The 12221-nt window shown below is 71.7% G+C and carries 13 protein-coding genes and 1 tRNA gene; 7 read left to right on the top strand and 7 right to left on the bottom strand.

The features are described from left to right. Entirely contained in the window at window positions 1–561 is a 561-nt protein-coding gene (gene crcB, locus ACYQ1K_RS04135) for a fluoride efflux transporter CrcB (protein WP_459981542.1), read from the top strand. Next, the gene (crcB, locus tag ACYQ1K_RS04130; RefSeq protein ID WP_459981541.1) at window positions 558–926 is read left to right on the top strand and encodes a fluoride efflux transporter CrcB; all 369 of its coding nucleotides are present in this window, start codon (window positions 558–560) and stop codon (window positions 924–926) included. Before crcB (ACYQ1K_RS04135) ends, crcB (ACYQ1K_RS04130) begins: the two co-directional genes overlap by 4 nt. A gap of 73 nt (window positions 927–999) precedes the next feature. Here crcB (ACYQ1K_RS04130) and ACYQ1K_RS04125 read toward each other — a convergent pair whose 3' ends face one another. From ACYQ1K_RS04125 to ACYQ1K_RS04105, 5 genes are all read right to left on the bottom strand, one after another. Next, window positions 1000–1356: a metallopeptidase family protein gene (locus tag ACYQ1K_RS04125; protein WP_459981540.1), complete on the bottom strand. Its 357-nt coding sequence runs from the start codon at window positions 1354–1356 to the stop codon at window positions 1000–1002. Window positions 1357–1507: 151 nt separating this feature from the next. After that, window positions 1508–1581 (bottom strand) — tRNA-Asp (locus ACYQ1K_RS04120). A 32-nt stretch (window positions 1582–1613) separates the two neighbouring features. Then, the gene (locus ACYQ1K_RS04115; RefSeq protein WP_459981539.1) at window positions 1614–2597 is read right to left on the bottom strand and encodes a glucosyl-3-phosphoglycerate synthase; all 984 of its coding nucleotides are present in this window, start codon (window positions 2595–2597) and stop codon (window positions 1614–1616) included. Window positions 2598–2606: 9 nt separating this feature from the next. Beyond that, complete coding sequence (gene folP / locus ACYQ1K_RS04110) at window positions 2607–3542, bottom strand: dihydropteroate synthase (RefSeq protein WP_459981538.1); 936 nt, start codon at window positions 3540–3542, stop codon at window positions 2607–2609. A 169-nt stretch (window positions 3543–3711) separates the two neighbouring features. Then, window positions 3712–4773, bottom strand: a complete 1062-nt coding sequence (locus ACYQ1K_RS04105; RefSeq protein ID WP_459981537.1) for a maleylacetate reductase — start codon at window positions 4771–4773, stop codon at window positions 3712–3714. Window positions 4774–4927: 154 nt separating this feature from the next. Between ACYQ1K_RS04105 and ACYQ1K_RS04100 the strand changes: the two genes are divergently transcribed. The 5 genes from ACYQ1K_RS04100 to ACYQ1K_RS04080 all read left to right on the top strand — a co-directional run bounded on the left by ACYQ1K_RS04100 (window position 4928) and on the right by ACYQ1K_RS04080 (window position 9471). Continuing rightward, window positions 4928–5749: a maleylpyruvate isomerase family mycothiol-dependent enzyme gene (locus ACYQ1K_RS04100; protein ID WP_459981536.1), complete on the top strand. Its 822-nt coding sequence runs from the start codon at window positions 4928–4930 to the stop codon at window positions 5747–5749. 63 nt (window positions 5750–5812) lie between these two features. Continuing rightward, window positions 5813–6310 (top strand): VOC family protein, encoded by a 498-nt coding sequence (locus ACYQ1K_RS04095; RefSeq protein ID WP_459981535.1) that lies wholly within the window; start codon window positions 5813–5815, stop codon window positions 6308–6310. A gap of 135 nt (window positions 6311–6445) precedes the next feature. Further along, the gene (locus tag ACYQ1K_RS04090; protein ID WP_459981534.1) at window positions 6446–7318 is read left to right on the top strand and encodes a ZIP family metal transporter; all 873 of its coding nucleotides are present in this window, start codon (window positions 6446–6448) and stop codon (window positions 7316–7318) included. A 91-nt stretch (window positions 7319–7409) separates the two neighbouring features. Continuing rightward, the gene (locus ACYQ1K_RS04085) at window positions 7410–8162 is read left to right on the top strand and encodes a hypothetical protein (RefSeq protein WP_459981533.1); all 753 of its coding nucleotides are present in this window, start codon (window positions 7410–7412) and stop codon (window positions 8160–8162) included. A gap of 163 nt (window positions 8163–8325) precedes the next feature. Continuing rightward, window positions 8326–9471, top strand: a complete 1146-nt coding sequence (locus ACYQ1K_RS04080) for a lactonase family protein (protein WP_459981532.1) — start codon at window positions 8326–8328, stop codon at window positions 9469–9471. Here ACYQ1K_RS04080 and ACYQ1K_RS04075 read toward each other — a convergent pair. Together ACYQ1K_RS04075 and ACYQ1K_RS04070 are read right to left on the bottom strand one after the other, a co-directional pair. Beyond that, window positions 9425–10351: an RNA polymerase sigma factor gene (locus ACYQ1K_RS04075; protein ID WP_459981531.1), complete on the bottom strand. Its 927-nt coding sequence runs from the start codon at window positions 10349–10351 to the stop codon at window positions 9425–9427. The genes ACYQ1K_RS04080 and ACYQ1K_RS04075 overlap by 47 nt on opposite strands. Before the next feature lie 59 nt (window positions 10352–10410). Continuing rightward, window positions 10411–12219: a hypothetical protein gene (locus ACYQ1K_RS04070; RefSeq protein WP_459981530.1), complete on the bottom strand. Its 1809-nt coding sequence runs from the start codon at window positions 12217–12219 to the stop codon at window positions 10411–10413. Window positions 12220–12221: the final 2 nt, after the last annotated feature.

Raw genomic sequence — 12221 nt, 5'->3', positions numbered from 1 at the left:
ATGAGCGACGAGCACCCCCACGGCCACCGCCGCGGCCACCCCCACGACCACCACTTGCAGCACGAGGTCGAGGCCGATCTGCACCGGATGCCGGTCGACTCCGACGTCACGGCGTCGCCCACCTCGCGCCCGTTGCGTGAGCTGGTCGGCGAGTGTGCCGACCTCCTGCCGGCGATCGCGGTCGGCGGTGCGCTGGGATCACTGGCCCGCTGGGGTCTCGCCGAGGCGTTCCAGCACGACGCCGGCCAGCTCGCGTGGGGGACGCTCATCGCCAACGTGGTCGGCTCGTTCCTGCTGGGCCTGCTGATGGCGTTCGTGCTCGATGTCTGGTCCGACCGCAGGTATGTCCGACCGTTCCTCGGCGTCGGTGTGCTCGGCGGGTTCACGACCTTCTCGACCTACGAGCTGGACACACGCGGGCTGCTGGCGTCGGGCCGGCCGGGGCTCGCGCTGCTCTACCTGGTCGGGTCGATCCTCGCCGGGCTCCTCATGGTCGGCGTGGGGGTCGTGGCGGGCCGCACGGCGATCGACCGCCGCCGCGACGCGGAGGCAGCCCGATGACGGCGTTGCTCGTCCTCGTCGGGGGCGTCATCGGTGCGCCGACGCGCTACCTGACCGACCTCGTCGTGCAGTCACGGCATGCCTCGCGGATCCCCTGGGGGACCCTGACGGTGAACGTGGTCGGCTCGCTGGTCCTCGGCCTCGTCGCCGGTCTCGCCTCGGTCCACCATGCCCCCGCCTGGGTGCTCACGCTCGTGGGGACCGGGTTCTGCGGGGCGCTGACGACGTTCTCGACGTTCTCCTTCGAGACCTTCCGCCTGCTGGACGAGCGACTCTGGGCGACGGCGCTCGTCAACGTCGTCGGGTCCGTCGCCGCCGGGCTCGCCGCGGTCACGCTCGGCTTCTGGCTCGGCTCGCTGCACTGAGGCCGGGCCGGCCGCCGGGCTGGCTGCGCCAACCTCGAGCCGACCGCTGCGCCGACATTGAGCCGACCGCGGGCTACGCCCAGCCGAGCTCGTGCAGCCGCTGGTCGTCGAGACCGAAATGGTGGGCGACCTCGTGGACGACGGTGATGCGCACCTCTTCGACGAGCTGCTCCTCGCTGTCGCAGTAGTCGAGCAGCGGGCCACGGAAGATGAGGATCCGGTCGGGCAGCGCGCCGGCGTACCGACTGTCCCTCTCCGTCAGTGCCACGCCGTCATAGAGCCCCAGCAGATCGTCGGGCTCGCCCTCGGGCGGCTCGTCCTCGACAAGCACGACGAGATTCTGGACGAGCGAGGCCAGCGACTCGGGGATCTGGTCCAGCGCGTCGTCGACCAGATCGTCGAACCGCTCCGGCGACACCTCGATGGGCACACGCTGAGCCTACGGCGCGCCGCCTGGCGACACGGCGCTGCTCGATCCGCCGCCCAGCTCGCCACAGGTCCAGCAGCGCCGACTGGGCCCTGGCAGGCAGCGCTGAAAATGCCGAGAGCCGCCCAGCTTCCTGGGCGGCTCTCGCTTGACGCGACCCCGACGGGACTCGAACCCGCGGCCTCCGCCGTGACAGGGCGGCGCGCTAACCAACTGCGCTACGGGGCCTTGCTTGTGCTCCCTGCGGGAGCGGTGGAACTCTAACCCATGGGCGCTCTCGGCTCCCAATCGGGGGCGTTTGCGCCGGTCACAGGTGGGTTGGCCCGATAGCCCGGCACCGTCATCGCCGGCGGGCGCTCCGAGGTCGCCACCTCGCGCACGTGCCAGGTTCGGTCGCGCTGGATGAGCGGCAGCGCCACGCTGTCGGGCGCCTGGCGGCCGGTACGACGCTCGGCCACCGCCATGATCTCGGTCGCCATCGCCGACAGGTCGTGGATGCTCTGGTGGACGTGGGCGCGCTGCCCGAGGTCGACCTGTGCGATCGCGCGGAGCCCGTCCCGCTCGTGCGTATCGAGCAGCGTGGCCAGCTCGACCCCGTAGCCACACGGGACCGACAAGGACGCGAAGTGGTCACGGCGGATCGCCCACTCCCCTGCGAGCGGCTGGACGACGGCGCTGAGCTCGGGGCGGTGGAGCGCGAGCCAGGGGCGCGCCACCAGCTCGGTGACGCGTCCCCCTTCGGCCGCCACCCCGTCGCCGAGGTCCAGCCTGCGGTCGTAGAAGCCCTTGACGAGCCGCACCTCCGGCCGCGTCAGCATCGGGCCCAGCAGGCCGGTGACGAAGTGGGTGTCCCAGTCGGTGAGGTCGGCGTCGATGAAGAGGAGGACGTCACCGGAGGTGACGAAGAGCGACTTCCATAGTGCCTCGCCCTTGCCAGGTCGGACACCCACCTCAGCGAGCACGTCGGCCACCGACCAGACCTGTGCCCCGGCCGCCTGTGCTCGCTCTCCCGTGGCGTCGGTCGAGAGCGAGTCCATGACGACGAGCTCGTCGACGAGCGGCAGGTCGACCATGAGACGCCGTCGGATCCTGCTGACGACGTCGGCGACCGTGGCCTCCTCGTTGCGCGCCGGGATCACCACGCTGATCCGCTGCTCTCCCTTCGCCTCCAGGAGGTCCGCGGTCGACCACTGCGCCGCCTCGCTGGTGGACTCGCGGAACCAGGCCGCCGCCTTCGGATCCATGTCAGGACCTCAGGACGTCGCCGGCTCGTGGCGCAGCTCGTCGGGCAGCAGGTAGTCGTCGTCGATGTCGCGCCAGCCGGCGAGGGTCTCGACGGTGGCGATCACGTCACGTGCGGCGCGGACGTCGTGGACGCGGACGATGTTGCCGGGCGTGCAGGCGAAGAAGGCCAAGGCGGCGTGCGTGGCCGCATCGCGACCGCGCGGGGTCCGCCCGGTGATGGCACCCAGGAAGTCCTTGCGCGAGAGGGCCAGCAGGACGGGCCGACCCAGGCCGCGCACCTCGTCGATCCGCCGCAGCATCGAGACGGTCTGAGCCGGGGTCTTGGTGAAGTCCGGCCCGGGGTCCACGACGAGGGCGTCACGGTCGAGGCCGCGCGCGACCGCCTGCTCGATCCGGTCCTCGAGGAACCCGAGGACGTCGGAGGTGACGTCGTCGTACAGGTCCTGCTCCTGGAGCCGGACCTTCGGCCGCGCCCGAGTGTGCATGACGACGAGCGCCGCCCCGTGTCGGGCGCAGCTGTCCGCGACCTCCGGGTAGAGCAGCCCGCTGACGTCGTTGATGATGTCGGCCCCGGCCGTCAAGGCCGCCTCGACCACGGTCGGCTTGTAGGTGTCCACGCTGACCAGCACGTCCGGGTGGTGCTGGTGGAGCCACGACACCAGCGGGAGCACCCGCTCGGCTTCGACGTCGGCGTCGAGCTCGGGCTGGTTGGTGATCGCCGACTGACCCCCGATGTCGATGATGTCGGCACCGGCCTCGACCATCTCGGCACACAGCTCGATGCGCTGGTCGACGTCGGTGAAGCGCCCGGCGTCGGAGAAGGACTCCGGGCTGGCGTTCACCACCCCCATCACGAGGGTGCCGTCGACGGTGGTGGTGCGCCCCCGGATCGCCAGAGTCGGACCCGGCCGCCGCGAGTCGACGGAGTTGAGAGGTCGGTCCACGGGCCTCATTCCATCATCCGGGCGAAGCCGGCCGGTCCCGCGTCCCCCTTGGCCGCCACCGGCAACGGGCGTCGGGCGCGGCCCTTCCATGCGCCGGATCGGCCCGACACGCCGAGCGGTACGGCGTGTCGGGCGAATCCGGCGCAGCGAACGGCCACGGCCCCGCGGCTCAGCGCGCGGATGCAGGCTGCCCGGACCACGCGGCAGAGAGGAGCGCGGTGAGGTTCTCCCGAGTGACGGGCGCGGGGTTGCTCGACGGGATCGCCGCCATGATCGGCCCGACTGCCGTCGCGATGCCGCTCTCGGGCATCCCGTAGTCCTTCAGCGCCGAGGGCGCCGAGACACGCGCCCGCAGAGTCGAGAGCCCCTCGACGGCGGACGGGGCGTCCCAGGCACGGGCGATGCGGTGCGTCGCCTCGGGCGCCCACGGCGCGTTGAACGCCAGCACGTGCGGCAGGACCACGGCGTGCGTCGGCGCGTGGGGCAGGTGGAACGTGCCACCGAGGACGTGGCAGATCTTGTGATGCATCCCGCTGCCGGCCGAGGCGAACGAGACGGCGGCCAGGTAGGCGCCGTACAGCGTCTGCTCGATGCCGGCGACCTCCGACGGGTCCGAGGCGACGCGCACGAGCCCCTCCGCAAGGCCGCGAAGCCCCTCTGCCGCCAGCGCTTGGTCGATGGGGTCGACGCGCGGCCCCCACATGGCGTCGACACCGTGCGCCACCGCGTTGAGTCCCGAGGCGACGGCGACGTCGACCGGCAGACTGGCCAACAGAGTGGCGTCGTACACGATCGAGGTCGGAAGGACCACCGAGGCGACCCCGGTGGTCTTGGTCTCCCCCTCCGTCAGGCCCCACACGTCGGTGGCCTCGGATCCGGCGTACGTCGTCGGCACGGCGATGATCGGCAGGCCCGTCGTGAGCGCGACCGCCTTGCCCAGTCCCGTCGCGGAGCCGCCCCCGACCGTGACGATGACGTCGGCGCCGGAGGCCGCGGCCGCCGTCCGGGCACGATCGGCGACCTCGAGCGGCACATGCATCACGACCTCGTCGTGCCGCAGCACCACCGGCAGGGTGGCGGCGATCGACTCCACGACCTTTGACGGGCGACGGGAGGCGATCAGCATCACCTTGCTGGCACCGATGGCCTCGATCTCGGCCCCGACCGCCGCCGACGCCTCACCGGGCGCGAAGACCACCCGCTGCGCGAGGCTCTGGTGAACGAACTTCATGCCCCTCCCTGGGAAAGGCGCCCGCACCAGCACCATCGGCCGCCGACGAGGCTCAGCGTAGACGGCCGGTTGACACCGCACGGCGGGCGTTCAACGATGGTCGACACGGCAACCACAGGGTGGGGCGTCCGGGAGTCCCGGCGAGGAGAGCGCGATGGGCAGCGCGTGGAACTTCATGGACTTCGCCAGCAAGAGCAACCTGCTCGAGGGCATTCGGCGTGAGTCCGCAGGCATGTTCGCTCTGGTGGAGGATCCGAGCGCCTGGAAGGCGCCGACGGGCGCCGGCGACTGGCAGGTCCGCGACGTCATCGGTCACCTGATCGACACGACGGAGACCTACTTCGTCGGCTTCGACGCCGCCAACGGGAAGGGCGAGCCACCACCGTCGGTCCCGCTGCGCGACATGGCCGTCCATGTCAACCAGGGGGCACGAGCGTTCCGCGAGCTGGAGCGCGGGGCGGCGCTGGACAGGCTGCGTACGGCGCTCGAGAAGATGCTGGGCATCGAGGAGGCCCTGACGGCCGAGGACTGGGGTGGGCTGCAGATCCCCCACAAGTACATGGGTCCTCTGCCAGCGTTCTTCTACCCGGTCTTCCAGCTGGTCGACTACACGGTGCACAGCTGGGACATCCGCGAAGGGACCGGACGACCGCACGCACTCGACGCACGCTCCGCCGACCTGTTGGTGCCGCTGTGCTTCGTGCTCTGGCAGGCGACCCTGGAGATCGCACCGGATGCCGCGCCGATGGAGCTGGGCGTCCGCATCGACTCCGGCGAGAACGCCGGCGGCACCAGGATGGTGTGCAGCCCTGACGGCCTCGCCTGCTCGCCCGAGCCGCTCGACGACGTCGCGGCGGTCATCGACTTCGATGCGGCCAGCTTCGTGCTGACCGCCTACGGTCGCATGAACGCTGGCAGCATCCACGGCGACCAGGAGCTCGCCCACCGGTTCCTCGGAGGCTTCTTCCGAATCTGACTTCTCCGACTGTCCCCACTGTCCCCACTGTTCCCCCACTGTTCCGACTCCGAGAGGGATGAGATGACCGCGATCGACCTCGATGCCATCGCCGCCGAGCGCGACCGGATCCGAGCCGACTACCTGGCAGATGTCGCGACGAGGCCGGCGAGCAGCGCGCGCGGGCTGCACCACTTCGCCCTGATCTGCTCGGATGTCCGCAGAACGATCGACTTCTACCAGGGTCTCTTGGAGTTCCCGCTCACCGAGATCTTCGAGAATCGCGACTACGCGGGCTCCAACCACTTCTTCTTCGACATCGGCGAGGGCAACCTGCTGGCGTTCTTCGACCTGCCCGGCCTCGACCTGGGCCCGTACGCCGAAGTCCTCGGCGGACTGCACCACCTCGCGATCTCCGTCACCCCGGAGAAGTGGGATCACCTGCGCGGCAAGCTCGACGCCGCCGGCGTCGAATACGTGGTCGAGTCCGAGAAGTCGATCTACTTCCGCGACCCGGACGGCGCTCGGCTTGAGCTGCTGGCCGACCCGCTGGGCGAGATGTATGGCACCAAGGTCCTCTGAGCGGTCCTCTGAGCCCCACGGCTCGAAGCGGTCGATCGCCGACCATTGGGGGTTTTGCCGACCCCCTCTAGCATCCAGCAGCAGGTTAGCCTAACCTAAACGGACTTGAACCCTCACTTGGATTGCGAGCTGTCCGTGGGACTGGGAACCACCCTGCTGCTGGGCCTGATCGCCGGCGTCACCATCCTGATCGGCCTCCCGATCGGTCGGCTGCGCTCCGCGTCGCCGTCGTTGCGTCTGTTCCTCAACGCCACCGCGATCGGCGTGCTGCTGTTCCTGGTGTGGGACGTGCTGTCGGCGGCGTGGGAGCCGATCGACGAGGCGCTCGGCGCGATCCACGAGGGCGACGGGGGTCTGGGCACGGCGATCGGCTACGGCCTCATCGCCACGGCGGGCCTCAGCGTGGGACTGCTCTCCCTCGTCTACTACGAGCGTTGGATGGGACGCCACGCGGCCCGGCCCGCGCGACCCTTCGGCCCGGGCGCGATGACGGTGGGCGAGACCGCGCGGCTCCGCCGGATCGCACACTGGTCCGACGCCCGGCGTCTCGCGCTGATGATCGCCGTGGGCATCGGGCTGCACAACTTCGCCGAGGGTCTCGCCATCGGACAGTCGGCGGCCTCGGGCGAGATCGGCCTCGCGGTCATGCTGGTCATCGGCTTCGGTCTGCACAATGCCACCGAGGGGTTCGGCATCGTCGCCCCCCTCGCCGCGGACGTCGACGAGTCCGGCGTGGCACGTCGTCCGAGCTGGGGCTTCCTGCTGATGCTCGGCGCGATCGGCGGCGGCCCGACCTTCGTGGGCACCCTCGTCGGCCACGGCTTCACCAGCGAGGCCGTCAGCGTCGCCTTCCTCACCCTGGCCGCCGGATCGCTCCTCTACGTCATCACCCAGCTCGTCGGTGTCGCCACGCGTGCCCGGCGCAGTGACCTCCTGGCCTACGGGATGCTCCTCGGCCTCATCGCCGGCTTCCTCACCGACGCAATCGTCACCGCCGCCGGGGTGTAGACCGCAGGCGGCAGGTTCGAGCGCGCTCCACGCAGGCTCCGCGCGGGCTGATCGGGTCCACACTGGTGGAAGACCACCCCGGGAGGATCCCATGCGACTCTCGACCTTCGCCGCGCTCGCGGCCATCGCCGCCATTGTCGTCGCCACGCGCGCTGACGCTCGTCTGGGCACCACGCCGGAGCGACCGGCCACGACCGCAGCGCGGCCCGCAGCCAGGGCCACACCCGACCCGGCGAGCTTCGCTCGGCCCGTCGCGAACCCGTGGTTCCCGCTCGTGCCGGGCACGGTCACGCGGCTTCGCGGCACCGACGAGGGTGTGCACCTGCGCGAACGCGTCACGGTGACGCACCGGACCGAGGTCATCCAAGGCGTCACCACCCGCGTCGTGCTCGACGTCCTGCGGCGCGCCGACGGGACGCTCGCCGAGCGCACCAGCGACACCTACGCCGCGGACGACCGCGGCAACGTCTGGTACTTCGGAGAGCGCACCGCGACCTTCGACGAGCACGGCCGTCTCGACAGTCGGGAGGGCTCCTGGCGCGCCGGCGTCGGCGGGGCCCGGGCGGGCCTGATCATGCCCGCCGACCCGCACGCGACCGATGCCTATCGTCAGGAGCTCTTCCGCGGACATGCCGAGGACCAGGCCTGGATCGTCGGGTTCAAGCCCACCGAGCGCACTCCGATGCGCCGGTTCCGACACGTGCTGCGCACCTTCGAGTGGACCCGGTTGGAGCCCGGCGTGCTCTCGTTGAAGCTCTACGCGCGCGGCGTCGGCATCGTGCGGGAGCGGGACATGGCCGGTGGCAGCGAGACCTTCGCGGTCGTGTCGGTCCACCGCCCCTGACGGGCGCCCTCGGCCTGCCCACTCGCCCGGCCTCCCTGGCCCCCTGCGCGGTGGCGGCAGCGTGGGAGAAGAAAGCGTGGGGGAAAAGTGCGGGGCGCGAGGTAAGAGTCGGTGCGCTGTCGGGCGCAGAGGAGACGAGAGAGTCCCGACCCGAAGGAGCACCATGCGAATCCATCGACCTGCTCGTCTGCTGGCGGCCGCCTCTGCTGCCGCCGGCCTCGCCCTCACCTCCGCCGTCGCCTCCTCCATCGCACTCGCGCCGCAGGCGTCCGCGCACGAGTCGGGAGGGGCCGACGCCGTCTTCGTCCAGAACGACGACCCGGGCGGCAACACGGTCATCGCTTACACCAGGTCGGCCTCCGGGACGCTCCGCGAGGCCGGGCGCTATGCCACCGGCGGCCTCGGCGGTGTGCTCACCGGCTCGGTCGTGGACCACCTCGCCTCCGAGGGACCGCTCGGCTATGACCGCGGGCTGCTCGTCGCCGTGAACGCCGGCAGCGACACCATCACGACCTTCACGGTCGCCGGGGACCGGCTCGCACGCCGACAGGTCCTCCCGGCCGGGGGGACCTTCCCGGTGAGCGTCACGCTTCACGGCAACCGTGTGTTCGTGCTCGATGCGCGCGGCGGCGGCGCGATCCAGGGCTTCCTCCGCCTCGGCGAGCGGCTCGTGAGCGTGCCCGCCTGGCACCGAGACCTCGGCCTCGACCCGACGCTGACGCCGGAGTTCACCCACACCCCCGGTCAGATCGCCTTCACGCCTGATGGCGGCCAGCTGGTCGTGACCACCAAGGCGGGGAGCAGCTCGGTCCTCGTGTACGACGTCCGCGGGTTCGGTCTCTCGAAGACGCCGGTGACGACGGCGCTGCCGGGGGCCGTGCCGTTCGGGTTCGCCTTCGACAGTCGCGGCGTGCTGGCCCTCACCGAGGCCGGCACCAACAGCGTCGCGACCTTCCGCATCGGCGGCGACGGGCACCTGCATCCGCTCGCCTCAGCCGCTACCGGGCAGGCCGCGACCTGCTGGGCGGTCGTGACGGGCCACCGCGTCTACGCCTCGAACGCGGGCAGTGCCACGCTGTCGGGCTACCGCATCGGGCGCGCCGGCACGCTGGACGTGCTCGGCACGACCGCGACGGGCCCCGGGACCGTCGACGCGGCGGCTTCTCCTGATGGCCGCTTCGTCTACGTGCAGACCGGTGCCAGCGGCGGGGTCGACGGCTTCCGCGTGGCCGGCGACGGCAGCCTGGTGAAGATCGACTCCGTCACCGTCCCGAACGCGGCCGGCGGTGAAGGGATCGTCGTGCGCTGACCTTGAGCGCCGTGTCCGGGCTCGACCCGGACACGGTGGCGAGCAGCCCCTTGAAGTCGTCGCCGCACGGGCCGCACGCCGCGAGGTGGGCGACGATCCCGGGATACTGACCCTCCGCGTCGGCACGGTCGGCGTGGAACAGGTCGACGTAGACGTGCAGGAGCCGGAGCGCCTCGTCGCAGCCGACGTCCGTGGGATCAGTGAGCAGGAAGTGGTCGAGCTGTCCGCGCACGTCCTTCCGGGTCGCACGCCACGGGAAGCCACGTCCGGCGCGGGCAGGCTCCAGGTAGCCGCGCGCGATCAGCCCGACGCGGAGCGCCCGTCGGGCGTCGTACAGGCTCTTGTAGACGGCACCGCGGGTGACGTCGAGGCGCTCGGCGAGCGCGTCGAGCGGCGTGCCGTCGATGACCGCCGCCACGAACACCTCCCGTTGTCGCTCGGTCAGCTGCTCCTCCACGACCGTCCGCACGGCTGCGACCAGTGCCACTGCCTCCGCCTCGCGGACGGGGTCGGCTCCTACCGCACTCGGCAGCGCGTCCCAGTCGTGAGCGTCGGCCGGCAGGGCGTGCCGCCAGTGGTGGCGGCCCAGCTTGTGCGAGAGCTCGAGGACCACGAACCGGTAGGTCCACGTGGTGAAGCGGCTCTCGCCGCGGAACGACGGCAGCTTGGCCAGCACCGCGAGCAGAGCATCGTCGGCTGCCTGGTCCGCCAGGTCCTCCAGCTCGCGGCCGGCGATCGACGTGTGCCGGCGCCGCGCCTCGTGATGTGCGACGGCCCGGAGCCGGTCGTGAAGGCGCCCGACGGCCGCCTCGCGCTCCTCGCCGCCACTCGAGAGCGAGCGGACCCACTCGGCGGACTCCGCGTCCAGCGGCTCACCCACGGAGCATCACCCTGGCCGTTCGGCGTCAGGTGGTCAAGGGTCGGCGCGCGGTCCCCGGCTCACTGGCCGTCGAGTATCCAGTGCACCGGGCGGTCCGGATCGGAGCTGTAGCGGCACCGGTGGCCCGTGGTGACCCGGTCGTGGAGGTGGCGGCCGAGCCACGGGTCGGTCTCGGCGATCCTGGCCATCGCCGCCACGATGGCCTTGCGGACGGCGATGCGAGCGCGCTCCGCATTCGAGCCAGTCGCGCGTGACCGGTGCGCCAGACCCGTGCCGTCGGCGAGGTAGGCCGCGATCATCCGGCGCTCCTCCTCCAGGCCGGTGCGTACGTCGGCCCGATCATCGTCCTCGGACAGCTCGGCGAGTCGGTCGTCGAGGACGGACAGCCGGGCGGTGAGCGCGCGCCGCGACTCGGCGTCGAGCAGCTCGAGGCCCGGCTGCTCGACGATGACGGGGCCGACCAGACTCGCCGCCGTCGTGTCGGTGTCCGGCGTCGCGAGCAGCGCCTGCAGATGGACGAGGCCACGCATCCGCGGCAGGACGAACGTCGCGCCCTCGCGGCCGACCAGCCACAGACCGCCCGGTTGCTGGTGCAGGTGGACCACGACGCGGTCCGAGGGCATCTCCGGCTCGGCGGGCAGCTGCTCGCGCAGCCGATCTCGCCACCAGACCGCGCCGACGCGCTCGTAGGTCGCGAGGGCCGCGGCCCGGTGCCGAGCCGCCGCCTCGTCATGGCCCAGGAGTGCGTGTCCTCGCGCCAGCGTGTCGTCGGTGACGCCATGCCACATGACCGCGCCAGCGTTGACGACCGATCGGCCGGCGTACGGCGCCAACCGGCTGACCACCGCCTCCGTGATCTCGCGGTCACCGGTCGCGAGCGCGCCTTCGAGGACGCACTGGTGGACGAGCAGCCAGTCGCTGTCGCGGGGCAGCGCGTCCAGCACATCGGGTGTGAACACGCGGATCATCTCGGCGACCTTGTCCAGCCGCCCGGCACCGAGCCAGATCGTGGCGGCCTCGGCTCGGACGGTGGCGACCCCGAACTCGACGGCGTACCCCTCGAACTCCGGCGCCTCCTCCGCGCAGACCTGGGGGTCCCCCGCGAAGAAGGCGGTGTAGGCACGCATCGAGTGCCCCACCTCGTCGGCGTCGGGGATCACGGTCGCCCGGGCGGCTGCGGCCGCACGCTGGATCAGGAGTGGTGCGACCTCGAGCCGGCCCCGCAGGATCTCGAGCGTCAGCCGACGGCTCGCGGCGAAGAACTCCGCACGCGGATGGTCAGCGGCCAACAGCTCGAGCGCGTGGACGGCCCGATGCATCCGCGTCAGGTCGAGGACCTCCCAGGCCACGGTGAGCGACCACAGGTGCGCCTGCAGCTGGGCGTCGAGGTCGGTGAGATGCACGGCCACGTCCCCGAGCCGCAGGGCCCAGTCACGACGCAGCGACAGGTCGTCGGGCCCCCAGTGGGACGTCAGGCCGGCGTCGAGGGCGTCGGTCAGGACGGCCGGGTCGTCCAGCCGATCGGCCAAGTGGAGCGCCTCGACCGCGAAGGGCCGGGCTCGGCGCGGCTCGTTCGCGTAGGACCAGCATCGCGCCAGCGCAGAGGCGAGCTGAGCGCGAAGGGCGCTCTCATCCGTCGTCTCATAGAGCGCGTGCAGGCGGGCCGGCAGCAGACCGGGTGTGAGGTTGTAGCGCTGTCCTCGCGCCAGCCCGAGCAGCGCACCGGCCTGGACCGCCCGGTCCTCCTCCGCCTGGGCGGCTGCCGCGGCACGTTCGAACGAGCTCATGGCGGCCGGGCCGTCGCCGCTGGCCCAGGCCGCCTGCGCCAGGGTCAGCAGCGACGCCGCGGACGTCGCGTCGCGCGCCATGG

The sequence above is a fragment of the Nocardioides sp. AN3 genome (assembly GCF_054653495.1).
This window is presented reverse-complemented; position numbering and strand designations above follow the sequence as displayed.

Excerpts from the sequence above, each read along its gene's own strand:
- crcB (WP_459981542.1), top strand. The coding sequence starts at position 1 with ATGAGCGACGAGCACCCCCACGGCCACCGCCGCGGCCACCCCCACGAC.
- crcB (WP_459981541.1), top strand. The coding sequence starts at position 558 with ATGACGGCGTTGCTCGTCCTCGTCGGGGGCGTCATCGGTGCGCCGACG.
- ACYQ1K_RS04115 (WP_459981539.1), bottom strand. The coding sequence starts at position 2,597 with ATGGATCCGAAGGCGGCGGCCTGGTTCCGCGAGTCCACCAGCGAGGCG.
- ACYQ1K_RS04105 (WP_459981537.1), bottom strand. The coding sequence starts at position 4,773 with ATGAAGTTCGTTCACCAGAGCCTCGCGCAGCGGGTGGTCTTCGCGCCC.
- ACYQ1K_RS04100 (WP_459981536.1), top strand. The coding sequence starts at position 4,928 with ATGGGCAGCGCGTGGAACTTCATGGACTTCGCCAGCAAGAGCAACCTG.
- ACYQ1K_RS04095 (WP_459981535.1), top strand. The coding sequence starts at position 5,813 with ATGACCGCGATCGACCTCGATGCCATCGCCGCCGAGCGCGACCGGATC.
- ACYQ1K_RS04085 (WP_459981533.1), top strand. The coding sequence starts at position 7,410 with ATGCGACTCTCGACCTTCGCCGCGCTCGCGGCCATCGCCGCCATTGTC.
- ACYQ1K_RS04080 (WP_459981532.1), top strand. The coding sequence starts at position 8,326 with ATGCGAATCCATCGACCTGCTCGTCTGCTGGCGGCCGCCTCTGCTGCC.
- ACYQ1K_RS04070 (WP_459981530.1), bottom strand. The coding sequence starts at position 12,219 with ATGGCGCGCGACGCGACGTCCGCGGCGTCGCTGCTGACCCTGGCGCAG.